This is a genomic window from Pseudochelatococcus lubricantis (assembly GCF_042432495.1).
Taxonomy (GTDB): Bacteria; Pseudomonadota; Alphaproteobacteria; order Rhizobiales; family Beijerinckiaceae; genus Pseudochelatococcus; species Pseudochelatococcus lubricantis.
On sequence record NZ_JBHLXC010000002.1, the window covers coordinates 103,217 to 124,978 of the forward strand.

Annotated in this window: 20 protein-coding genes; 11 read left to right on the forward strand and 9 right to left on the reverse strand. The window is 66.4% G+C overall.

Annotated elements, in window-relative coordinates; all coding sequences use genetic code 11:
- Positions 1-71: 71 nt before the first annotated feature.
- Positions 72-1,394: an LLM class flavin-dependent oxidoreductase gene (locus ACFFJ7_RS03365; RefSeq protein ID WP_377590760.1), complete on the reverse strand. Its 1,323-nt coding sequence runs from the start codon at positions 1,392-1,394 to the stop codon at positions 72-74.
- A 375-nt stretch (positions 1,395-1,769) separates the two neighbouring features.
- On the opposite strand from ACFFJ7_RS03365, the gene ACFFJ7_RS03370 reads away from it, so the two are divergent.
- From ACFFJ7_RS03370 to ACFFJ7_RS03380, 3 genes are all read left to right on the forward strand, one after another.
- Positions 1,770-2,024 (forward strand): hypothetical protein, encoded by a 255-nt coding sequence (locus tag ACFFJ7_RS03370; protein WP_377590761.1) that lies wholly within the window; start codon positions 1,770-1,772, stop codon positions 2,022-2,024.
- Positions 2,025-2,104: 80 nt separating this feature from the next.
- On the forward strand, positions 2,105-3,520 hold the full coding sequence (locus tag ACFFJ7_RS03375; RefSeq protein WP_166954673.1) for a family 2B encapsulin nanocompartment shell protein: 1,416 nt from the start codon (positions 2,105-2,107) through the stop codon (positions 3,518-3,520).
- Complete coding sequence (locus ACFFJ7_RS03380; RefSeq protein ID WP_377590762.1) at positions 3,504-5,480, forward strand: SufS family cysteine desulfurase; 1,977 nt, start codon at positions 3,504-3,506, stop codon at positions 5,478-5,480. Before ACFFJ7_RS03375 ends, ACFFJ7_RS03380 begins: the two co-directional genes overlap by 17 nt.
- A gap of 178 nt (positions 5,481-5,658) precedes the next feature.
- Here ACFFJ7_RS03380 and ACFFJ7_RS03385 read toward each other — a convergent pair whose 3' ends face one another.
- The 3 genes from ACFFJ7_RS03385 to ACFFJ7_RS03395 are packed head-to-tail and all read right to left on the reverse strand — an operon-like array spanning position 5,659 to position 10,635.
- Positions 5,659-8,778, reverse strand: coding sequence for an efflux RND transporter permease subunit (locus ACFFJ7_RS03385; RefSeq protein ID WP_377590763.1), 3,120 nt, complete (start codon positions 8,776-8,778; stop codon positions 5,659-5,661).
- Positions 8,779-8,782: 4 nt separating this feature from the next.
- On the reverse strand, positions 8,783-9,865 hold the full coding sequence (locus ACFFJ7_RS03390) for an efflux RND transporter periplasmic adaptor subunit (RefSeq protein WP_377590764.1): 1,083 nt from the start codon (positions 9,863-9,865) through the stop codon (positions 8,783-8,785).
- Positions 9,862-10,635 carry a TetR/AcrR family transcriptional regulator gene (locus tag ACFFJ7_RS03395; protein WP_377590765.1) on the reverse strand — a complete coding sequence of 258 codons (774 nt, stop codon included), beginning with the start codon at positions 10,633-10,635 and terminating at the stop codon, positions 9,862-9,864. The genes ACFFJ7_RS03390 and ACFFJ7_RS03395 overlap by 4 nt, the downstream gene beginning before the upstream one ends.
- Positions 10,636-10,831: 196 nt before the next feature.
- Here ACFFJ7_RS03395 and ACFFJ7_RS03400 point away from each other — a divergent pair, with 196 nt between their 5' ends.
- From ACFFJ7_RS03400 to ACFFJ7_RS03435, 8 genes are all read left to right on the forward strand, one after another.
- Positions 10,832-11,362, forward strand: a complete 531-nt coding sequence (locus ACFFJ7_RS03400; protein WP_377590766.1) for a Na+/H+ antiporter subunit E — start codon at positions 10,832-10,834, stop codon at positions 11,360-11,362.
- A complete protein-coding gene (locus tag ACFFJ7_RS03405) occupies positions 11,355-11,615 on the forward strand; it encodes an MrpF/PhaF family protein (protein WP_166954661.1) in 261 nt (86 codons plus the stop codon). The genes ACFFJ7_RS03400 and ACFFJ7_RS03405 overlap by 8 nt, the downstream gene beginning before the upstream one ends.
- Positions 11,615-11,857, forward strand: a complete 243-nt coding sequence (locus ACFFJ7_RS03410; protein ID WP_166954659.1) for a hydrogenase subunit MbhD domain-containing protein — start codon at positions 11,615-11,617, stop codon at positions 11,855-11,857. Before ACFFJ7_RS03405 ends, ACFFJ7_RS03410 begins: the two co-directional genes overlap by 1 nt.
- 3 nt (positions 11,858-11,860) lie before the next feature.
- Entirely contained in the window at positions 11,861-12,235 is a 375-nt protein-coding gene (gene mnhG, locus ACFFJ7_RS03415) for a monovalent cation/H(+) antiporter subunit G (protein WP_246225381.1), read from the forward strand.
- A 15-nt stretch (positions 12,236-12,250) separates the two neighbouring features.
- Positions 12,251-12,946, forward strand: a complete 696-nt coding sequence (mbhE, locus tag ACFFJ7_RS03420; RefSeq protein ID WP_166954657.1) for a hydrogen gas-evolving membrane-bound hydrogenase subunit E — start codon at positions 12,251-12,253, stop codon at positions 12,944-12,946.
- Between the two features lie 11 nt (positions 12,947-12,957).
- Complete coding sequence (locus ACFFJ7_RS03425; protein WP_166954655.1) at positions 12,958-13,326, forward strand: sodium:proton antiporter; 369 nt, start codon at positions 12,958-12,960, stop codon at positions 13,324-13,326.
- On the forward strand, positions 13,323-16,415 hold the full coding sequence (locus tag ACFFJ7_RS03430) for a proton-conducting transporter transmembrane domain-containing protein (protein ID WP_377590767.1): 3,093 nt from the start codon (positions 13,323-13,325) through the stop codon (positions 16,413-16,415). The genes ACFFJ7_RS03425 and ACFFJ7_RS03430 overlap by 4 nt, the downstream gene beginning before the upstream one ends.
- A gap of 422 nt (positions 16,416-16,837) precedes the next feature.
- Entirely contained in the window at positions 16,838-17,749 is a 912-nt protein-coding gene (locus ACFFJ7_RS03435) for a hypothetical protein (RefSeq protein ID WP_377590768.1), read from the forward strand.
- Positions 17,750-17,841: 92 nt separating this feature from the next.
- Here ACFFJ7_RS03435 and ychF read toward each other — a convergent pair whose 3' ends face one another.
- The 5 genes from ychF to def form a co-directional block, all read right to left on the reverse strand.
- The gene (ychF, locus tag ACFFJ7_RS03440) at positions 17,842-18,939 is read right to left on the reverse strand and encodes a redox-regulated ATPase YchF (RefSeq protein WP_377590769.1); all 1,098 of its coding nucleotides are present in this window, start codon (positions 18,937-18,939) and stop codon (positions 17,842-17,844) included.
- A 144-nt stretch (positions 18,940-19,083) separates the two neighbouring features.
- The gene (gene pth / locus ACFFJ7_RS03445; RefSeq protein ID WP_377590770.1) at positions 19,084-19,698 is read right to left on the reverse strand and encodes an aminoacyl-tRNA hydrolase; all 615 of its coding nucleotides are present in this window, start codon (positions 19,696-19,698) and stop codon (positions 19,084-19,086) included.
- A gap of 96 nt (positions 19,699-19,794) precedes the next feature.
- Complete coding sequence (locus ACFFJ7_RS03450) at positions 19,795-20,403, reverse strand: 50S ribosomal protein L25/general stress protein Ctc (protein ID WP_166954644.1); 609 nt, start codon at positions 20,401-20,403, stop codon at positions 19,795-19,797.
- A 174-nt stretch (positions 20,404-20,577) separates the two neighbouring features.
- A complete protein-coding gene (locus ACFFJ7_RS03455) occupies positions 20,578-21,165 on the reverse strand; it encodes a GNAT family N-acetyltransferase (RefSeq protein ID WP_377590771.1) in 588 nt (195 codons plus the stop codon).
- Positions 21,162-21,710: a peptide deformylase gene (def, locus tag ACFFJ7_RS03460; protein ID WP_166954642.1), complete on the reverse strand. Its 549-nt coding sequence runs from the start codon at positions 21,708-21,710 to the stop codon at positions 21,162-21,164. The genes ACFFJ7_RS03455 and def overlap by 4 nt, the downstream gene beginning before the upstream one ends.
- Positions 21,711-21,762 lie beyond the last annotated feature (52 nt).

Consider the following 21,762-nt stretch of genomic DNA (forward strand, 5'->3'; position numbering starts at 1 on the left):
GTCTATAACGACGACAGCCCATAAATCCAGATAGTCGATGAAATTAATATGTAAATGCCGCAACTCCGCCGTCAGGCGAAAAAGCGGTTCGCCGGACGCGGCAGCCCCAGGTTGTCGCGCAGGGTCTCGCCTTCATATTCCTTCCGGAAGATGCCCCGTCTTTGCAGTTCCGGCACGACCCGGTCGACGAAGGCGTCGAGGCCGCCCGGCAGGTAGGGAAACATCATGTTGAAGCCGTCCGATCCCTCGCTTTCCAGCCACTCCTGCATCTCGTCGGCGATGGTCTGCGGCGTACCGACGAAGGCGAGGCCGGCGTATCCGCCGAGCCGCTGCGCGAGCTGGCGGATGGTGAGCTTTTCCCGCTCCGCCAGCGCCAGAACCCGCTCGCGGCTGGACTTGCTGGCCTCGGTTTCGGGAATATCGGGCAGGAAGCCCTCGGGATCGAGATGCGATACGTCGTGGCCGAGCGCGATCGACAGCGAGGCGATGGCGCTGTCGGCATGGACGAGCGAGTCGAGACGCGCGCGGATGGCCCGCGCCTCGTCGACCGTTTCTCCCACCACGACGAAGGCGCCGGGCAAAATCTTCAGATGGTCGCGCTCGCGCCCCGCCGCGGCCAGCCGGCCCTTCACATCCGCATAGAAGCGCTGCCCGTCCGCGAGCGTGCCGGCAGCGGCGAACACCACCTCCGCCGTTTCCGCCGCGAGCTGGCGTCCCGCCTCGGACGCTCCCGCCTGCACGATCACCGGCCAGCCCTGCACCGGGCGGGCGATGTGCAGCGGGCCGCGCACCGAGAAGGACGGCCCCTTGTGGCCGAGCACATGCATCTTTTCCGGATCGAAATAGATGCCGCTTTCGGCATCGCGGATGAAGGCGTCGTCGGCGAAGCTGTCCCACAGCCCGGTGACCACGTCATAGAATTCGCGCGCCCGCGCGTAGCGGTCCGCGTGGGCGACGTGCTCATCAAGGCCGAAGTTCAGCGCCGCGTCCGGGTTCGACGTGGTGACGATGTTCCACCCCGCGCGGCCCCCGCTGATATGGTCGAGCGAGGCGAAGCGGCGCGCCAGGTGGAAGGGGTGCTCGAAGGTGGTGGACGCGGTGGCGACGAGCCCCAGCCGCTGCGTGGCCCCGGCCAGCGCCGAAAGCAGCGTGAACGGCTCGAAGGACGTCACCGTATGGCTGCGTTTCAGCGCCTCGACGGGCATGTTGAGCACGGCGAGATGATCGGCCATGAAGAAGGCATCGAATTTCGCCTCCTCCAGCCGCTGCGCATAGCGCCTCAGGGCGGGAAAGTTGAAATTGGCGTCCTTCAGGGCGCCGGGATAGCGCCAGGCGCCGGTGTGAATGCTGACAGGACGCATGAAGGCGCCAAGTTTCAATTGCCGTGTACTCATCGTCTCATCCTCGCGCGCAGGCCGCATCCGCGCCCGCTGGTTGGCGAACGCCCTCACGTTCGTAACTCATATTGTCTATTGACATTATAGACAATTATCGGAAAGCTTCCAGTGCAGCGCGGGTGAGATGCGCCTGCGTTCGATCTGGCTGGGGGGCTCGGATGTCTCGTGCAGGTGGTGTCGTCAAGGCGCATATGCCGCCGTGCCCCTTCGCCGTTTCCGCTTTTCAACTCTGCAGGTGGGGTGCGCCGGGCCGTTGCGCCAGACGGCCGGACTGCGGATGCAGCGCTGCAGTGTATGAAAAAGCACCTTCAGGGCGAAAATCCGCAGATTTCATGAGTTTTTATGTAAGACTAAATAATTAAAGATGAAAATATGTCATTTTTATTGATTTACTATAAAAAAATGGCTATGATAGCAATTTTCAAAAACAAATGTAATAGCCAAAAAGTCATATCGGCCAGTTTATACTGGCTGAAACTGACAGAACTTGCCAGAAAAAGACAAGAACATGCTTTCAGACGTGCGCGCGCCCACGGCCCGCACAGCCATAAACAGCGTCACCCCGACGCGATGCCATGGGGCCCGACCGGTGCCGGAATGGCCTCGCTCGCTGCCGCGCGGGTTTAACGAAGGCCCATGAGGCAAGCTCATCGGCCTTCGTCATCAGACACCGTTTTCGACATCCAACCGAACGAATGGGGTTAATAATGACTGCGTCTTCCACCAGCCACGGCGCGCAACGCAGCGTCAGCGCTCCCGCGGCACGCAATCTTGCGACGGCGACCGTCACCGTCGTCCAGAATACGGAACGCACCCCGCGCTGGTTGCACAAGTTGCTGCCGTGGGTCGATGTCGCAGGCGGTGTCTACCGCGTCAACCGCCGCAAGGTCGTGAGCGCCCGCGAGGGGCAGGTCGTCATCGTCAACGACGGCGGCAAGCTCGCCGTCTCCCCCGAATCGCTCGCCGCGATTCCGGCCCTCTCCGGCCTGAACCCGGACGAACTGAAGAAGATTGCAGGGCTCTTCGCCGTCAAGCACGTCGAGGCCGGCGAGCGGCTGACGGAAGCAGGCAGCAGCGCCCGCAAGCTGTTCATCGTTGCCGAGGGCACGGTGGAGCAGACGGGCGTCAACCCCTTCGGCGGCAAGCTGCGCCAGCGGCTGATCGGCGCGGGCAGCTTCTTCGGCCACCGCACGCTGCTGCAGGACAGCCCCATCGCCACCACGGCCGCCGCGCTGACGCCCGCCACGGTGCTGAAGCTTGATGTCTCGAAGATCGACGAGCAGTCAGGCCTGCGCCAGGCCATCGCCCGCTCCAGCGACGAGCAGCACGCGCTCGCGGCGCGGACAAACGAATGGGGCGAGGTTGCCATCGACCTGCTGTCCGGCCACAGCGGCGAGCCGCGCCTGCCGACGACCTTCGTCGACTATGCCGAGCATCCGCGCGAATATCACCTCAGCACCATCCAGACCGTGTTGCAGACGCATACCCGCGTCACCGATCTCTACAGCAACCAGATCGACCAGCTCCGCGAGCAGGTGCGCCTCACCGTCGACGCGGTGAAGGAGCGGGAGGAGTGGGAACTCATCAACAACGCCGAATTCGGCCTGCTGCATGAGGTCGCCCCGGGGAACCGCATCCCGACCCGTTCCGGGCCGCCGACCCCGGACGATCTCGACGAACTGCTCGCCCGTGTATGGAAGAAACCCGCATTCTTCCTCGCCCATCCGCGCGCCATCGCCGCATTCGGCCGCGAGGCGACCCGCCGGGGCGTGCCGCCGGTCATCGTGCATCTGTTCGGCGCGCCCTTCCTCACGTGGCGCGGCGTGCCGCTCGTGCCTTCCGACAAGCTGCCGATCGCCGGCGGCTTCAATGGCGTGCCGGAAAGCACCAGCATCCTGCTGCTGCGCGTGGGCGAGGCGGATCAGGGCGTCGTCGGCCTGCAGAAGACCGGCGTCACCGGCGAGGTGGAGCCCGGCCTGTCGGTCCGCTACAGCGGCACGGACGAGCACTCGATCGCCTCGCATCTCGTGACCCGCTACTTCTCCGTGGCGGTGCTCGTGAACGACGCCGTTGCCCGTCTCGATAACGTCCTGATCGGCCGCTATCATGACTACGCAGTCTGAACCCCGCGCGGTATTGCCGTCGGGTCAGGACCAATCGCCGCTCACCTCCCTGCTCTCGCAACTGGTGCGGGAAGCGTTCTCGGGTGCGCCGGCCGCCCCCTCCCTGCCGGAGGGGCTGCCGGAAGCCACGCCGCCGCAGGCCGCTATCCCGTCCGTTGCCGCGCCGCCCGCGCCGGTGGATTCCGTCTCGCTGACAGCTCCCTCGCTGCCGGCGGACCTTCCCGTCATCGCGCCGGCCGCCGCGCATGCGGACCCGGCGGCGCAGGTGCCCGAGGCCGCGCTCGCGCCGGCCTTCGCGCCCGATCGTTCCGGCCATGTCTCCGTGCCAGGCAGCGGCTTCCTTCCCGGCGACTACCTGACCCCGCCGGGGGACTACGCCAGCGTGAGCGGCTATGCGCCGGTCAGCGCCTACGCGCCGGCGGGCGGCCATCCCGCCCCCTCCGGCGCACCGACATCCGACGGCGCGCTGGCGCTCGACCACGTGCTGCATCCGCACGAGGTTTTCGTTTTCGGCGAGCCGCGCTTCCTCGGCGGCTACGAGGACAGGCAGGGCGGCGACACGGTTATCGCGCAGCATCATGCGCGCCATGATTCGACGCCGAACTACTACTTCCTGCAGCAGCGGGAGGCGCCCGCGCGGGCGGACGCCGTGCCGGCAAGCGTGGGGCCGGGCGGCACCGCCGCCTCTCCCGCGCATCCGGCGAACGCACACGCGGCGGCGAACGCGCCACGCGACAGCGTGCTGACGGCTTTCGAGACGCGGGGCCTGCGCAGGGATTTCCCCGTCCTTCACCAAACCGTCAACGGCAAGCCGCTGGTGTGGCTCGACAACGCGGCGACTACCCAGAAGCCGCAGAGCGTCATCGACATCACGTCGGAATTCTATTCCCGGCATAACTCCAACATCCATCGCGCCGCCCACACGCTCGCCGCCCGTTCCACCGACCTGTTCGAGGGTGCGCGCGACAAGCTGCGCGATTTCATCGGCGCGGCCAGTTCCCGCGAGATCGTGTTCCTGCGCGGCACGACGGAAGCGATCAACCTCGTCGCCAACAGCTTCGGACAGCAGTTCATCGGCGCGGGCGACGAGATCCTGATCACGCATATCGAGCATCACGCCAATATCGTGCCGTGGCAGTTGCTGGCCCGGCGCACGGGCGCGGTGCTCAAGGTCGCGCCCGTCGACGACAACGGCACGCTGCTGCTCGACCAGTTCGCCGCGCTTCTCGGACCGCGCACGAAGTTCGTGTCCGTAACCCACGTGGCGAATGCCCTCGGCACCATCAACCCGGTGGCGGAGATCATCGCGCTCTCCCACGCTCGGGGCGTGCCGGTACTGGTCGACGCGGCCCAGTCCTCGCCGCACCTGCCGCTCGACGTCCGCGCCCTCGATGCCGATTTTCTCGTGCTGTCCGGCCACAAGATCTTCGGCCCGACCGGCATCGGCATCCTCTACGGCAAGGAGCGATGGCTGGAGGCGCTGCCGCCGTGGCAGGGCGGCGGGCACATGATCCGGGACGTGACGTTCGAGCGCACGATCTTTCAGGGTCCGCCCGAGAAATTCGAGGCGGGAACTCCCGACATCGCCGGCGCGGTGGGGCTCGGCGCCGCCGTCGACTACATCAACAATGTCGGGATCGCCGATATCGCGGCCTACGAGCATGCCCTGCTCGACTATGCGAACGAGGGCCTAGCCACCGTTCCGGGCCTGCGCATCATCGGCACGTCGCCGTTGAAGGCGAGCGTCCTGTCGTTCGTCGTCAAGGGATTCGAGTCCGAACAGGTGGCGCGCCATCTCGACAGGCACGGCATCGCCACGCGCTCCGGTCACCACTGCGCCCAGCCGGCCCTGCGCCGTTTCGGCGTGGAAACGACGGTGCGCGCCTCGCTCGCCTTCTACAACACCCGCGAGGACGTGGACGCCCTCGTCAACGCGCTGCACCTGTTGCCGAAACGATAGAGCGCCGAACCGGGGCGGACACGGCTCCAGGGAAGGCAAGGCGGCAGCCGCGACGATTGAGACCCCCGGCGATCCCTCGCCGGGGGTTTTTACGTACCGAGGAACGACCGGGCGGCTTGGTACAACGCGATCCGGGAAAGGCGTCTGCCGGCCGATGGCAGCGGCAGGCGCCTTCCGTTCAGGTTTCCAGCGCGGCGCTGGCCTGCCTGCCGGCGCGCCGCTTCTTTCGCCGCCCTTCCCGCCAGGCGGCGATATTGGCGAGCCCCATCAGCGCGGCCGGCGTCACCACCAGTGTCAGGATAGTGGCGAAGCCGAGCCCGAACACGATGGCGGTAGCAAGATGCGTCCACCACTGCGTCGAGGGCGCGCCGATGTCGACGGAGCGGGCGACGAAGTCAAGGTTGATGCCGAACGCGATGGCGAGCACGCCGAGCAGCGCGGTCACCGCCGTCAGCACCACCGGGCGGGCGCGCTCCCGGCAGGTTTCCAGAATGGCGTCATACGCCTCCACCCCCTCGCGCCGCAGCCGGTCGTAGGTGTCGATGAGCACGATGTTGTTGTTCACGATCACCCCGGCGTTGGCGATGATGCCGATGCCGGTCATCACGACGCCGAAAGCCTGCCCCATGACCATGAGGCCGATGAGGACACCGATCGTCGAGAGCACCACGGCCGAAAGCACGAGGAACACGCTGGTGAACTTGTTGAACTGCGCGAGCAGCACGGCGAAGATCAGGAACATCGCCGCGCCGAACGCGCTCACCAGGAACGCGCCCGCCTTCTCGCGCTCCTCGTCCTCGCCCTTCAGGCGATAGGTGATGCCGGGCGGAAGGCTCATGGCCGCCATGCCGTCCATGACCGCCTTCTGCACCACCGCCGTCTGCACGCCCTCGGCCACGTTGGCGGTGACGTTCACCACCTGCCGGCCGTCCACCCGGTTGATCAGCCCGACGCTGCGCTCGGCCGAGCGCACGACGAAATTGCCGGCGGGCACCGCGCCCAGTTCCGAATTGATGCGCAGGTTGTCGAGTTCGTTGAGGTTCCGGCGGCTCTCCGGAAAGCGCACAAGGATGTCGACCGACTTGTCCGTGTCCGACGGCCGGTATTCGGCGATCTTGACACCGTTCGTCACCAGCTGGACGGCCGTGCCGACGATCAGCGGGTTGACCGCGTATTTCGCGGCCTCCGCCTTGTCGACGGTCAGCCTCCAGTCGATGCCGGGCAGCGGCAGGCCGTCGTCGACGTCGCGCGTGTCGGGGCGCGCCCGCAGCGCCGCCGCCGCCTGCCGCGCGGTCTCGAAGATCGGCACGGGGTCCGTGCCAGCGATTTCGAGCGTGATGGGCTTGCCCGTGGGCGGACCGGCGCGCGGCTCCGTCACTTCGATGATCACGCCGGGAATGTCCTGCGTCCGCTCCCGGATCTCGGCCAGAATGACATGCGCCTTGCGGCGCTTGCGCCAGTCCACGAACTCGAACTGCACGGTGCCGATCGTATCCTCGGTCACCTCGTTCGAGCCCCGCTGCCCTTCGCCCGCACGCGCATAGACGGTGTCCAGCTCGGGCATGCCGGCGAGGCGCCTCTCGACCTCGCGCACGAGCCTGTCCTTCTCCGTGATGGAGATGTTGCCGCGCGCCCGCACCTGCACCAGCCCATATTCCGGCTCGACAGAGGGAAAGAACTCGACGCCGTTGCCGAACCGCCCGTAGGCGCCGACGACACCCACGAGCAGCGCCACCGCAAGTGTGAGCGTGGTGCCGGGATGATGCAGCGCCAGCCTGACAATGCGCATGTAAAGGCCGCGATCCTCCATGCGCTCGTCCTGCACATGGGTCGGCGCGCCGAGCATCGCGCCCAGTGTGGGCGTGAAGAACAGCGCCACGACGAGCGAGGCGGAGAGCGTCGCGATCAGCGTCAGCGGCAGGTATTTCATGAACTCGCCGACGATGCCCGGCCAGAACATCAGCGGGGAGAAAGCGGCGATGCGTGTGAGCGTCGCGGCGACGACGGGCCCCGCCATGCGCCTGGCGGCCAGCGAATAGGCAGCCTTGGGCGGCATGCCCTCGACCATGCGCCGCTCCGCGAATTCGGAAACGATGATCGCGTCGTCGACCAGCATGCCGACCGCGAGGATGAGCGAGAACAGGACGACGATGTTGACGGTGAGCCCCGCCAGATGCAGCCCGAGAATGCCGGCGAGGAAGGAGGCGGGAATGGCGATGCCGATGAAGACGGAAGCCCGCCCGCCGAGAGCCAGCAGCATGATGATGACGACGAGCAGCACGGCCGTGATCACGCTGTTCTGCAGCTCGTGCAGCATCGACCTGATCTCGGTGGACTTGTCCTGCGTGAAGGCGACCTGAACCGTAGCCGGCCACGTCTTCTGCAGCTCGGCGACGACCTTCTTCACCGCGTCCACGGTCTCGATCAGGTTGGCGCCTGTGCGCTTGACCACCTCAAGCGTGATGGCGGAGCTGCCGTTGATGCGGGTGATCGAGGTGGGGTCCTTGAACGTGGGCCGCACCTCCGCGATGTCGCCCAACGTCACCGACGCGGAGCGCGAGGCCGCGACGGGAAAGGCCAGGATGTCTTCCGGCTTCTCGATCAGCGACGGCACCTTGACGGCGAAACGGCCCGCGGCACCTTCCAGCGCACCCGCCGCGACAAGGCTGTTACCGGCGGCGAACGACTGCGTGAGGTCGTTGAGGGAGATGCCGTAGCTGCGCATCAGCATGGGCTCCGCGATGATCTCCACCGCCTCGTCGCGCGCGCCGCGCAGGTCCGCCGAGAGCACGCCCGGAATCTGCTCGATCATCGTCTGCGTGTCGCGGGCGAGCCTCAGCAGTGTGCGTTCAGGCACGTCGCCGCCCAGCGCCACGACGATGACGGGGAACAGCGACAGGTTGACCTCGTGCACCTGCGGCTCGTCCGCGTCGCGCGGCAGATCGCTCTTGGCGGTGTCTACCTTGGCGCGCACGTCGGCCATGGCCACGTCGGAATCGAAGCCCGCCTCGAACTCGACGAGCACGTAACCGCCGCCTTCATAAGCAGCGGAACGCATTTCCTTGACATTGTTGACCGTCTTGAGCTGCGTCTCCAGCGGGCGCAGGATGAGGCGCTCCGAATCCTCCGGGCTGATGCCGCGCTGGGTGACGTTCACGTAGACGATCGGCACCTTGACGTCCGGCTCCGCCTCCTTGGGGATGGCCATGTAGGACATCATGCCGGCGATCAGCAGAAAGATGAGGATCGCCAGCGTCAGGCGCGCGTGGGAGATGGCGTAGTCGACGGGGTTCGCCATCGGCTCAGCTCCGCTGCGAAACGGTCGTGGTCGTCACCGGCTCGACCTTCTGGCCCTCGGCGACGAAATCCTGCCCCTGCACGATCACCCGCGCGGACGGCGGCAGACCCGTCACCCACACGCTTTCCAGCCCGTCCTCGGCGAGCTTGACCGGCACGAAGCCGACGACGCCGGCGTCATCGACGGTGCGCAGGCCGAGCTGGCCCTGCGCCGAGAACACCAGTGCGGAGCGCGGCACCGCCGCCGCCTGCACGCGCGCCAGCGTCAGCGCGACCTCGCAGGTGATGCCGTCCGGAACCGGCGCCGCGCCGTTTTCGAGTTCCACATCGACGCGGTAGGTGCGCGTCTGCGGGCTTGCAACGGCGGAGACGAAGCGCACCCGCCCCCGCGCCGTGCCGCCGTTGGCGAACGCGACCTCTGCCGCATCGCCCACCCGTACGCCGCCAAGCTCCCGCTCCGCGATCTCGACCACGGCCAGCATGGGTTCGAGAGCGACCACCTCGGCGATGTTCGAGCCCACCTGCAGCGCCTGCCCCTCGCGTACATGCAGCACGTTGACGACACCGTCGAAGGGCGCGCGGACGACGTTGCGGTCGCGCTCCGCCTCGGCCTGCGCGAAAGCCGCCTCCGCCGCGCTCAGCTCAGCTTCCAGAACCGGCTTCTGCAGCGCCGCCAGGTTGCCGGTCTCGATCAGCCGCAGCCGCGCCTTGAGTTCGGCGCGCCGTTGCTCCAGCCGCGCCTTCGCCTGCCCGACCAGCGCCTCCCGCGCCTCGTCGGACAGGACGGCGATCTCCTCGCCCTGCTTCACCACGGAACCGCGGCGGATGGGGAGCTTCTCGACGATGCCGTTGGTGCGCGCCACCACATCCACCCGCCGGTCGGCCTCGGTGCGGCCGGAGAGCACGATCCGCCGGGCGTGATCCGCGTTCTCGACCGTCTGGACGGCGACGCGGAACGGCGGCCGCGCGGACTGCGGCTGCGTCTCGGGCGCGCTGCTGGCCGGCTCGCCGCCGCCGATCATGCCCGAGCCGATCCATGCCGCGGCTGCGACGACGATGAGGCCGGCAAAAAGCTGGCTTGCCTTCATGATGATGGCTCCTGTGTGGAAGCGGGGCGCTCAGGCCCGCAATGGCCGCCGGAGGCGTCCGACCGCGACAGGCGAAGCGCCGGCGCGCCCGAGAGCAGGCCGTAGACGGCCTCCAGCGCCCGTTCGAGCTGCTCCGTGCCGTCGCCGTCGCGCCGGAGGGCGGAGCGGACGTAAAGACCGCTGGTGATGACGATGATCATCTGCGCGGCAGCCGCGCAGTCGATGTCGGCGGCGATCTCGCCCCGCACCTGTGCGCGCTCCAGCAACGCAACGAGCCGCGCGACGATCTCCTGCTCGATGGGCCGGTTGATGGCGTCGATCTCGGGATTGCGCGTCGCCTCCGCCCAGATTTCGATGCAGAGCGCCGCCTTGCACTGCGCATCGCCAATGAAGTAGTCCTCGCCGAGCTTGCGGAACTGGTCCCAGAACGGCGCGCCGGGATCGACGCTGTCGAAGCGCCGGCGGGCCTCGTCGCGGTCGCGCTCGACCAGCCCCTCGACGATGGCGTTCTTCGACGGGAAATAGCGGTAGAGGTTGCCCTGGCTCATGCCCGCCTCCTTCGCCACCAGCTGCATGGTGGTGCGATGGAAGCCGAAGCTGGTGAAGCACCGCTCGGCCGCGCGCAGGATCAGGTCGCGCCGCTCCGTTCGCTGGACTTCAAGGCGCTCGGGCTCGTGTGCCCGCGCCTCCGGCCGCTGTCCGGGCGGCGGGGCGTCGGCGTGTGCCGGCAAGACGGAGGTCGATGCCGGCCCGGGTCTGCGATCAGTCATGGGTCCGCGATCAAAGAGTGAGAATGAACGTTCGTTCTCGTCTATGCTCCCATTTCAGCTCCGCGTCAACGCCCCGATGCACCAAGAACACAGGCGCGCCCGCGCGACGGCGCGCGGCAGCTTGGGGATTGATTTCCGGGGGGATTACGGGTAGCTTCGCCCGTGTTTTCATGGGGCTCGGCGGATGAATAACAATATGAAATTGACATCAAAAGATGTCATATCGATTGGCTCGCCGACTCTGTTTATATTGCTTTTTGTTTTGTGGGCAATCGTCAATGCTTCACTGGAACCGGCACTGATCGTGGCGGGCGTCGCGGTGGCTTTGGCCATTACCCGGCTCTTCTCCGGGCGGGAGAAGTCCTGGTCCGGCCGCATCTGGCGTTCCCTGGCCGTCACGCCCCGCGCGCTGTGGCACTTCCTCGCCTATCTCGGCATCTTCCTGATCGAGCTGGTGCGCGCCAACGTCGGCATGCTGCGTTACGTCTACGCCCGCCACATCGATATCCATCCCGGCGTCGTCAAGGTCGAGACGCGCCTCGCCTCGCCGCTGGGGCGGCTCGCGCTTGCCAATTCCATCGCGCTGACGCCCGGCTCGCTGGTGCTCGGGCTGGAGGGCAGCGTGCTCTATGTCCACTGGCTCGACGTGCGCACGAGCGACCGGGAAGAGGCCACCCGCCAGATCGTCGGCCCCTTCGAGAAGCATCTGGAGGCGGCCTTTGGCTGATGCCCTGCTGACCATCTCCGGCGTGCTGATCTTTCTCGGCATCGCCCTTTCCATGGCGCGGCTCGTGATCGGGCGCACCATCGTCGACCGGATCGTCGCCATCGACATGCTCACGGTGATCACGATTTCGCTGATCGCGCTCTACGCCCATCTGTCGGGCCGCTTCGCGTATATCGATGTCGCGCTCGTCTACGGCCTCCTGAGCTTCCTCGCGGTGCTCGCCATCGCGCGCTATCTGGAAAGGGGGCTGTGATGCTCAGCCTGCTCACCATTCTCGTCTCCCTCGGCATTCTGGTGAGCGGCGTGCTCGCGGTGGCGCTGCGCAACGTGCTGGCGGCGGCCGTGAGCGCGGGGCTGGCCAGCCTGTCGGCCTCGGTGATCTACATCCTGCTCGCCGCGCCCGACGTGGCGATGGCGGAAGCGGCGATCGGCTCCGGCCTCGCGACCTTCATCCTGCTCTACACCATCCACAAGACCGGCGCGGGAAAGGCCTGAACCATGGGCGCGGCGATGGAGATTGTCGGCAGTTTCGTCGTCCTGCTCGGCGCGTTCTTCCTGTTTTCGGCCGGGCTCGGCGTGCTGCGCATGCCGGACCCCTTCACCCGCATCCAGGCCGGCACCAAGGCCACGACGCTCGGCAACCTGCTGGTGCTCGCGGGCCTCGGCATCCATCATCCCGACTGGGCGCTGAAGCTGCTCGTCATCGCCGGCTTCGTGCTGATGACGAATCCCGTTTCCTCTCACGCCCTCTCACGCGCCGCCCACCGCGCCCGCACGCCCATGGCGCCGACGACGGGCGCGGACGCGCTGCGCGAGGACGAGGCGGCGGACGGCAGCGGCAATGCCGGCAGCGCCCCGGCGCAAGCGCCATGACATGAGACGCCGGACATGAGACGCCAGATCTTCAATGCAATTGTCGTGGCGCTGTTCGGCGTGATCTTCGCCGGCATCGTCTGTGCTTATGACGAACGCCAGTTTCTGCGCCCGCTCGCCGAGTTCTACGTGACCCAGACGCCGCTCGAACTCGGCCTGCCGAACATCGTGACCGGCATCCTCATCACCTGGCGCGGCTTCGACACGCTGGGCGAGGTCGCGGTGCTGTTCATGGTGGCGGCGAGCGTCGGGCTGCTGCTGCGTCCCGCCCCCGCGCCCACCGGCCAGTTGCTGGCCCGCCCGCCGGCGCGCTCCTCGGGCGAGATCGTGGAAACAGGTGCCGCCACGCTGCTGCCGCTGATCTTCCTCTTCGGCGCCTACGTGATCGCCAACGGCCATCTGTCGGCAGGCGGCGGCTTTCAGGGTGGCGCGATCGTCGCCTCGGGCGTGGTGCTGCTGTTGCTCGCGCGCCCGCTGACGACGCTGCCGCTCGGCGCGCTCGCGATCACGGAGTCGCTTGCCGGCGTCCTCTATGTATCGCTCGGCCTGCTCGGCGTCTTCTTCGCCGGCGGCTTCCTCGACAGCCGCTTCCTGCCGGCGGGCGAGTTCGGCGCGTTCGTCAGCGCGGGCGCTATCCCCGCGATCTCCATCCTGCTCGGCGTCAAGGTGGGCGCGGAGTTGTCCGTCATCGTCGACAGATTCCGCGCCTGAGGAGTTCCGCGATGGACTTTCCGGTTTCCCATCTCGCCCTGGCCGTCGGCTTCGGGCTCGTGCTCATCGGCCTCTGGGGGCTGCTGTCGCATCGCAACATCCTGCGCATCATCATCAGCTTTTCGCTGGTCGACACCGGCATCCATATCGTACTCGTCGCCACGGGCTACGTCACCGGCGCCACCGCCCCCATCCTCGACGACACGATGGGGCCGGGCGAGGCGGCGCTGAACGCGGTCGACCCCATTCCCTCCGCGCTGGTGGTGACGGCGATCGTCATCGGCTTCTCGGTCACCGCCATCATGCTCGCCTATGCCATCAGGCTGTATAAAGCGAAGGGTACGCTCTCCATCGATGCCTTCACGGAGTCGAAGTGGTGAGTGTCCTGTTCCATCCGCTGAACATCTACATCCTCGGGCTCGGTGGCGGCTTCCTCATCCCGCTGCTCTACAGGCTGGCGAAGTCCCGCTTGCCGCTGGTGTTCTTTTTCGCGCTCGCCGGCATAGCCGTCGTCAGCGGCGTGAGCTTCGTCGAGGTGCTGTCGGGCGCGCCCGCCATCGAGGTCCTCACCGCCGGCACCGCGCCGCCCGTGTCGATCAGCCTGCGTCTCGGCGTCGTGGAGGGGTTCTTCGCCTTTTCCGTCAACGTCGTGTCGCTGCTCGGGGCCATCCACCTGTGGCCGCGCCTGCGCGAGCACTACGGCGCCATGCTGCTCTACCTGATCGGCGTGATGGGCATCAACGGCATGGTGATGACGCGCGATCTCTTCAACCTGTTCGTGTTTCTGGAGATCGTGTCCATCGCCACCTACGGGCTGCTCGGCCTTGCGGGCACCGCGCGGTCGCTGGCGGCAGCGTTCAAGTACATCGTCGCCACCGTCATCGCCTCGACCTTCTTCCTGCTGGCGACCGCGCTGCTCTATTTCACGACCGGCACGCTGAACATCGACGCGCTCGCAAGCCTGCCCGAACCGCCCGCCGGCCCCATCGCGACGACGGCGCTGATCCTGCTGCTCGCCGCGCTGCTCGTGGAGCTGAAACCGTTCCCCGCCAACGGCTGGGGCATCGACGTCTACGAGACGGCGCCCGGCGGCATCGCGGCCTTCGTGTCGGTGGGCGTCTCGGCCGGCGTGTTCTTCGCGCTCTACAAGCTGCTGCCGCTGTTCGCGCCGTGGCTCGATCTGATCGCCTTTTCCGGCGGTCTCACCTTCGTCGCCTCCAATCTCCTCGGCCTGCGGCAGGTGCGGGTGCAGCGGATGCTCGGCTACTCCTCCGTCGGGCAGATGGGCCTTTTGACGCTGGCGCTCGCGCTGCTCGAAAAGAACGGCGCCGTCCCGGCGATACCACTGGTGGTGGGCGGCCTGTTCCTCAACCACCTGCTGGCGAAGGCGGGCCTGTTCTGGCTGGCGGACCTCGTCGGGCGGCAGTCGACGGCCGGATGGTCGCCCGTCGCCCGCCGGAGGGTGCTCGTCGCGTCGTTCGCGGCGCTGGTGGTGGCGATTTCCGGCCTGCCGCCCTTCCCCGGCTTCTTCGCGAAGTGGGAACTGGTGATGCAGCTATCCGCAGCGGGCTATGGCTGGACGATCGCCGCCGTGCTCGTCGGCTCGCTGCTTGAGGCGGCCTACATGTTCCGCTGGCTCGGGCGCTCGCTCCACACGCGCACGGACGAGACGCTGACGGTGACGGGCCCGCTCCAGGTGGCGCCCGTGGCTGGCGCCATCCTGCTGCTGCTCGCGGGCGGCGGCCTCGCCGCCTTTCTCGCCGCACCCTTTTCGCTGTGGATTTTCGCGCCGCTGGCCGCCGGCGCGGCGCTCGCCCTCGTCGAGCGGCTGCTGCATCCGTCCGGCCGTGTGAAGGCCGCCCTCGCACTGCTCAGCGTCGCCGTGATCGGGCCGTGGCTGTTGCCCGGGGTCTACGGCATCGCCTGGCTGTTCGGCGCGCTGTTTATCGGCGGCGGTTTGGTGGTGGGGCTGGGCGCGCTCTACCGCGCCGAGCCCCGGCCCTACTACTATCCGCTGCTCGCCGTGACGCTGCTGTCGATGCCGGCGCTGACGGGGGCGATGACGGGCCTCGAATTCCTGGTGTGCTGGGAGTTCGTCACGATCGGGTCCTATTTCCTGATCGCGCATGGCGGCAGAACAGGCTCGCAGACGCTGCGCTACCTGCTGTTCTCGCTTGCCGCGGCCTTCCTCCTGCTTGCGGGCTTCGGCCAGATCTACGGCGTCAGCGGCACCGTGGATCTCGGCGTGCTGCGCATGCTCGACGCTGACGCGAACCTCGCCTTCGTGCTGCTGGCCGCCGGCTGTCTGGTGAAGGCGGGCGTGCTGGGCGTCCATGTCTGGGTGCCCGGCACCTACGCGCTGGCGGACGACGACCTCACGGCGCTGCTTTCGGCGGTGATCAGCAAGGTGGCGATCTTCGGGCTGCTGAGCATCACCTATCTCGCCATTCGCTCGCAATCCGGGCTGGACCTCGCGCATCTGCTCGCGTGGATCGGCTTCGCGACGACGCTCATCTGCGCCGGGCTCGCCCTCTTTCAGGACAACGTCAAGCGGATGCTGGCCTATTCGAGCGTCAGCCAGATCGGCTACATCGTCGCCGCCATCGCGCTGATGAGCCATATCGGCTGGGTGACGGCCCTCTATCTGGTCGCGAGCCACCTGCTGGTGAAGGGCGTCCTGTTCCTTGCCGTCGCGGGCGTGATCCTGCGCACGGGGGCTGGCAATTTCAGCAGCCTCGGCGGGCTGGCCGGCCGCATGCCGTGGACGTTCGCCGCCTCGGTCATCGCGCTGACCGCGATGGCGGGCCTGCCGCCGCTCGCGGGCTTCGGCTCCAAATGGCTGCTGATCGGCACCATGATGGACAGGGAATGGTATGCGCTCGCCGCCGTCGGCTTCCTCGCGACCTTCGCCGGCTTCCTCTACATGGCACGCTTCGCATACGGCCTCTTCCTGCGCGACCGGGGCGCCGCCTATGCGCAGGTGGCGGAAGCGCCCGCCGCGCTCGTCGTTCCGCAAGCCCTGCTGGTGGCGGGCATCCTCGTGCTGTCGTTCTACCCGAAGCTGCTCATGGAGCCGCTGTCGCTGGCCATCGATCCCTATTTCGCCGCCTCGCTGATCTGGGAAGGGCGGTCGCTGGAGCAAATCTACGACGCGCTCAATCCGCTGCCGGTCATGAGCATGGCCGTGGTCATCTCGCTGGCGCTGTTCGGCCTTGCCGTGCTGGTGTACCGCCGTTACGCCCCCGCGCGCGACGAAACGGGCGGAACCTCCCCGATCTCCGGCTTCCTGATGTTCTTCAAGGGGGTGCTCGGGAGGGTCAACGTGCCCGGCTTCAGCGCGTTGTGGGACGGTCTGGCCGGCGTCACGCTCCGGCTGGCCGGCAACGTCCGGCTGCTCTATAGCGGCAATGGACAGACGTACGCTCTCTACGTGCTGGTCTACACGATCGCTCTTTACTTCGCGGCGTAAAGAAGCGCAGCACGCCGCGGCCGCATAGCGCTGTCAGACGCATCGTTCGCCGGCTTGACAAAAATTATATACATTCTATAGAATATATGAATCAATGTTATTATTTTGACAGAGTGTGCTGAACCGCACACAGCATGCTTGCGTTTTTCGTCATATTGGAGCTAGACTACATAAATGTTTCATATGAGTTCCGTTCCGCAGTATAATTAAGAAGAATCATAATAAACCATAAGCATAATTCGATATTTACAGGCCTCAGAGGGTCAAGATGGAGGTGTGGGGAGCGGCGGAGGCGTCTTTTTCAGGCGTTTTGGCTTCCTGTAGAAATTAAGAATCCCGTCACTGTCTTTTTTCGACATAACGTTGCGCAAAAGGTATGCCCAGAACAATTTTATAGATCTTTATTACTTCGGAGGACAGTCATGTCCAATGTTCATAATTTTTCAGCGCGTTTGATGTATCCGCATTATCGGGACGTCGCATCCGGCCCCGCGCAAGGGATGCCCGCCCTGCCCAGAACCGCCTCCCGACAGACAGTCAGCTCCAATCCCACGAATGGCGACAGCCCATCGGGCATCGCGGCACGGCTCGGCACGAAAATCATCGTAACGAACAACGGCAGGGACAGCTTCAGGGACCGGGCGGTTGGCGTGACGAAGTCAGAGGGTACGCCTCTGCACCGGCAGAACAAGTGCGTCCAGACGCTATCCGAACAGCAACTGCGCTATATGGAGACGAGCGGGCGCGATGCCGTGTTCGAGACCGGGCAGGCGGAGAGACTGGCGGCTGCACAGCAGCAAAAAGCCGCTTCTTCGCCCCGCAGGCGAAAGATAAACGTTGCGATTCAAGAGAGCCATGCAAAATCTGGCATATTCAGTGACAGGAACTCGCCGCTCAACAGCAACAAGAACTTGTTCAAGAACCTGTCCGATATCTCGACATCGGGCGGTCTCAGCCTCACGGCACCCTCGGAGATCAAGCCGAAAGCTGCGGTGGACGTCAAGCTTCCTGAAAACGACGCGAATTCGATCTTTCCAAGGTGGATCGAGTCTTTCGTGACGACGTGTGCCCGGAAGCTCGTCACCTGGGCGGCCAAGTCGCCCGCGCGGACGGAGTTCATGAAAAAGTTCGCGTCTTCGATGGAAGTGGTGGCGTGGATAGGAATGGTTCTTTTCGCGACCCTGGGATGGCTCGGATTCCTGCCGCTGCTGGTCTCGGGCCCGATAGCCGGCCTTGTGTGCCCGGTTGTCGTGGGCATCTGCAAGAAGGTGCAGAAGAGCCTTTCGCCGCCTGCTCCGGAGCCTGAGGTCACGAATAGCGGTGTCAAGACGTAGAGCAAATGCGCTGAGCCGGAGCCGTGCCCGGCGAGAGGGTCGCCTTCCCGTTTTCGGGAAGGCGACCTGCGCATGAGGCTGGCACGCGGCCGTCAGGTATTGAAGCGGAAGTGCAGCACGTCGCCGTCCGCGACGATGTAATCCTTGCCTTCGAGGCGGAACTTGCCGGCCTCGCGCGCGCCGGCCTCGCCCTTGCAGGCGACATAGTCGTCATAGCCGACGGTTTCGGAGCGGATGAAGCCCTTCTCGAAATCGGAATGGATGACACCCGCCGCCGCCGGTGCGCGCGTGCCGGCCGTGATCGTCCAGGCGCGGGCCTCCTTGGGGCCGATGGTGAAATAGGTCAGCAGGCCGAGCAGCTTGTAGCCGGCGCGGATGACGCGGTTGAGGCCGGGCTCCGTCAGGCCGATGGCCTCCAGATATTCCTTCTGCTCCTCTGGCGGCAGCACGGCGATCTCGCTCTCGATCCGGGCCGAGACGACGACGGCGACAGCGCCTTCCGCCTTCGCGCGTTCGAAGACACGGGCGGAGAAATCGTTGCCCGCCTCGGCCGAGCCCTCATCCACGTTGCAGACATAGAGCACGGGCTTCGAGGTCAGCAGGCCGAGCTGGGCGAAGGTGCGTTCCTCCTCCGGTTTCCGCTCCACGAGGCGGGCAGGCTTGCCGTCGCGCAGCAGCGGCAGCGTGCGGTTGATGAGGTCGAGCGCCTCCTTCGCCTCCTTGTCCTGCCCGCGCGCCTTCTTCTCCAGCGCGATGACCCGCTTTTCGAGGCTGTCGAGATCGGCGAGCATCAGCTCCGTCTCGATGGTCTCGATGTCGTTGATCGGGTCGATGCGGCCCTCGACATGGGTAATATCGCCGTCCTCGAAGCAGCGCACGACATGCGCGATGGCATCGACCTCGCGGATATTGGCGAGGAACTGGTTGCCGAGCCCCTCCCCGCGCGAGGCGCCGCGCACAAGGCCCGCGATGTCGACGAAGGTCAGCCGGGTGGGGATGATCTGTGCGGAGCCGGCGATTTCCGCCAGCACGTCAAGGCGCGCATCCGGCACCGCCACGTCGCCCACGTTGGGCTCGATGGTGCAGAAAGGATAGTTGGCTGCCTGCGCCGCCGCCGTCTGCGTCAGCGCGTTGAAGAGCGTGGACTTGCCGACGTTCGGCAGGCCGACGATGCCGCATTTGAAACCCATGATCCTCGCCCGCGACGCCGTGCGGCGGCCGCCTTTCTGAGATGCCCGGGCACGGGCATCGATGCCAAAGATATCCCGGCCTGAGTGCCCTATGGCGCGTCCCGGGTCAACCGGGCAAATCAACCCGGCGGGGCAGCCCGCAGGTCAGCCGGGGGTACGCTCCGTGACGCTCTTCACGTCCGTCCAGCCCCGCGCCTCCATGGCCAGATGCACACGGTTCTGGAAGGTGGGATCGTCGCCCTTCGCCAGCAGCGCCGCGTTGTCGGCGATGGCGCGGGCCAGGTCGTCCACCCACGCGCACTCACCTTTGCCGAAGTCGCCCAGCACATAGGCGTGCACCCGCGACTTGTCGCCCGGATGGCCGATGCCGAGGCGCACGCGCCGGTAATCGTTGCCGATGTGTGCCGTGATCGAGCGCAGGCCGTTGTGACCCGCGTTGCCGCCGCCCGTCTTGACGCGCAGCTTCGCCGGGGCGAGGTCGAGTTCGTCGTGCAGCACCGCGACGCCCGACAGCGGTATCTTGTAGAACTGCGCCGCCTCCGCGACTGCGATGCCGGATTCGTTCATGAACGTCTGCGGCAGCAGCAGCAGCACGCGCTCGCCGCCGATCACCGCCTCCGACGTCAGCCCATGGAAGCGCTTGCGCCAGGGCGCGGCATTGTGCCCGCGGGCGATGGCCTCCACAGCCATGAAGCCGATGTTGTGGCGGTTGCGCGCATAACGTTCGCCGGGATTGCCCAGTCCAACAATGAGCTGCATGACGCCCCCTCGATGACGCTCCGCCGCCGCGTCCGGGGGACGGGCGCCCGCGCATGCCACGATCCGCGAGCGTCCGTCTCCGGTCCAGCCGGATTATTAGCTGGCCGCTTCCGTCTCCGCCGCCTCGGAAACCGTGGGCGGAACGACGGTGACGACCGTGAAGTCGCGCTCGATCGCGCCGAACTCGGCGCCTTCCGGCAGCTTCAGGGTCTCGGCGTGGACCGAGTCACCGATCTCCAGATTGCCGACGTCCACCTCGACGCTGTCCGGGATGGCGTCAGCCGCCACGACCAGCGCGATCTTGTGGTGAACGATGTTCAGCGTGCCACCGTTCTTGAGGCCCGGAGCGGCTTCCTCGTTGACGAAGTGCAGCGGCACCTCGACCTCGATCTTCGCGCCGCGTGCCACGCGCAGGAAGTCGACATGGATCGGGAAATCCTTCACCTTGTCGAGCTGGTAATCGCGCGGAATGACGGTGGTCTTCTTGCCGTCGACGTCGATCTCGAACAGCGTGCTGAGGAAGCCGCCGGCGTAGATGAGACGCTTCGTCTCGTTGAAGTCGAGCGCGACGGGTTGGGCGGGGGCGCCGAGGCCGTAGATCACGGCGGGAACCTGACCCTGACGGCGGATTGCACGGGCGGCCCCCTTGCCGACCCCTGCGCGCGCCGTAGCCTTGAGCGGCTTTGCCGAATGGGCAGCGGACATATTGATCATCCTTGACAAACGAAAATGTAAACGACTGCCGGAAATGCAAATGGCCGCGCACATGCACGGCCCGGTGGTCTCCGGCTCACGAAAGCGCCCGTGCCTCCAAGGGTGTCTCGCGGGCGCCAGCGTCTTATAAAGATTTTTTTCCGGATTACAAACCCGAATCGCCGCCTACAGCGGCAAAACCGCCTCAAGCCGGCGCATCATGAAGCGCGCGTCGGTGTCGTAGCTTTTGAGCGACGCGGCGAGACGCGCATCCTCGACGATCTCGAACCCCTGCCGCCGCCAGAACGGCGCGGAGGCGTTCACCGCCACGAGCGACAGGTCGGCGAGGCCGATGGCGCGCGTGTGTTCCGCCAGATGCGCGACCGCCCGCGCGCCCGCGCCGCTGCCGCGCGCCTGCGGCAGCAGGGCGAGATCGTGGATGTAGAACGTCGCCGGGAAGGTTGGCATCGCCACCACGAGGCTGTCGAGCTTGGGCGGCATCATCGGATGCCACGGATGGCTGATGACGTAGCCGGCCGTCCCGCCGTCCATCTCCAGCACATGGCAGCCTTCCGGATAGAGTCGCAGCCGCTCCGCGAACACCTCGATGCGCTCCGGATAGCCGGGATGCACGCGCTCGCCGGCGGCATGCACGCCGTCAAGGTCGTTGGGCTCCATGGGGCGCCAGGCGAATGGCAGAGAGCCCGCGGAAGGCCGGCGCCCGCCCGTGATCGCATCCGCCGGACTGTCGAGTTCCGTCATTTCCTGCGTCATGCCTCCGTGTGCTCGCCCTCGCCGCCGGCCCGGCCGGCATGCTTCGCCGCCTTTGCGAACTTGCGGCTGACCCGCTCGCGCTTCAACCGCGACAGGTGATCGATGAACAGCACGCCGTTCAGATGATCGATCTCGTGCTGCAGGCAGGTAGCGAGCAGGCCGTCGGCCTCGATCTCCCGCGTCGCGCCGTCGAGATCCATGTAGCGCACGCGCACGCGCGCCGGGCGCTCCACCTCCTCATAGTACTCGGGAATGGAGAGGCACCCCTCCTGATGAACGCGGAACTCGTCGTCCGACTCCCAGACGATCTCGGGGTTGATGACGGTCATCGGCTGGCGCTCTTCCTCGCGGCTGCCGACATCGACGACCAGCAGCCGCTTGGGCACGCCGACCTGAATCGCCGCCAGCCCGATGCCGGGCGCGTCGTACATGGTCTCGAACATGTCCGCGACGAGCGTGCGGATATCGTCGGTCACCGCCTCGACCGGCTTGGAAACCAGCCGCAGCCGGGGGTCGGGAAGTACAAGAATGGGAAGGATCGTCATCGTGCCTCTGCCTTGATGGCAGCGAGATAAGCATTCTTTACCCCGAGGTCAA

Bases quoted from the DNA above. Each gene is read 5' to 3' on its own strand.
- ACFFJ7_RS03365 (WP_377590760.1), bottom strand. From the start codon at position 1,394: ATGAGTACACGGCAATTGAAACTTGGCGCCTTCATGCGTCCTGTCAGC.
- ACFFJ7_RS03370 (WP_377590761.1), top strand. From the start codon at position 1,770: ATGTCATTTTTATTGATTTACTATAAAAAAATGGCTATGATAGCAATT.
- ACFFJ7_RS03375 (WP_166954673.1), top strand. From the start codon at position 2,105: ATGACTGCGTCTTCCACCAGCCACGGCGCGCAACGCAGCGTCAGCGCT.
- ACFFJ7_RS03380 (WP_377590762.1), top strand. From the start codon at position 3,504: ATGACTACGCAGTCTGAACCCCGCGCGGTATTGCCGTCGGGTCAGGAC.
- ACFFJ7_RS03385 (WP_377590763.1), bottom strand. From the start codon at position 8,778: ATGGCGAACCCCGTCGACTACGCCATCTCCCACGCGCGCCTGACGCTG.
- ACFFJ7_RS03390 (WP_377590764.1), bottom strand. From the start codon at position 9,865: ATGAAGGCAAGCCAGCTTTTTGCCGGCCTCATCGTCGTCGCAGCCGCG.
- ACFFJ7_RS03395 (WP_377590765.1), bottom strand. From the start codon at position 10,635: ATGACTGATCGCAGACCCGGGCCGGCATCGACCTCCGTCTTGCCGGCA.
- ACFFJ7_RS03400 (WP_377590766.1), top strand. From the start codon at position 10,832: ATGAAATTGACATCAAAAGATGTCATATCGATTGGCTCGCCGACTCTG.
- ACFFJ7_RS03410 (WP_166954659.1), top strand. From the start codon at position 11,615: ATGCTCAGCCTGCTCACCATTCTCGTCTCCCTCGGCATTCTGGTGAGC.
- mnhG (WP_246225381.1), top strand. From the start codon at position 11,861: ATGGGCGCGGCGATGGAGATTGTCGGCAGTTTCGTCGTCCTGCTCGGC.
- mbhE (WP_166954657.1), top strand. From the start codon at position 12,251: ATGAGACGCCAGATCTTCAATGCAATTGTCGTGGCGCTGTTCGGCGTG.
- ACFFJ7_RS03425 (WP_166954655.1), top strand. From the start codon at position 12,958: ATGGACTTTCCGGTTTCCCATCTCGCCCTGGCCGTCGGCTTCGGGCTC.
- ACFFJ7_RS03435 (WP_377590768.1), top strand. From the start codon at position 16,838: ATGTCCAATGTTCATAATTTTTCAGCGCGTTTGATGTATCCGCATTAT.
- ychF (WP_377590769.1), bottom strand. From the start codon at position 18,939: ATGGGTTTCAAATGCGGCATCGTCGGCCTGCCGAACGTCGGCAAGTCC.
- pth (WP_377590770.1), bottom strand. From the start codon at position 19,698: ATGCAGCTCATTGTTGGACTGGGCAATCCCGGCGAACGTTATGCGCGC.
- ACFFJ7_RS03450 (WP_166954644.1), bottom strand. From the start codon at position 20,403: ATGTCCGCTGCCCATTCGGCAAAGCCGCTCAAGGCTACGGCGCGCGCA.
- ACFFJ7_RS03455 (WP_377590771.1), bottom strand. From the start codon at position 21,165: ATGACGCAGGAAATGACGGAACTCGACAGTCCGGCGGATGCGATCACG.
- def (WP_166954642.1), bottom strand. From the start codon at position 21,710: ATGACGATCCTTCCCATTCTTGTACTTCCCGACCCCCGGCTGCGGCTG.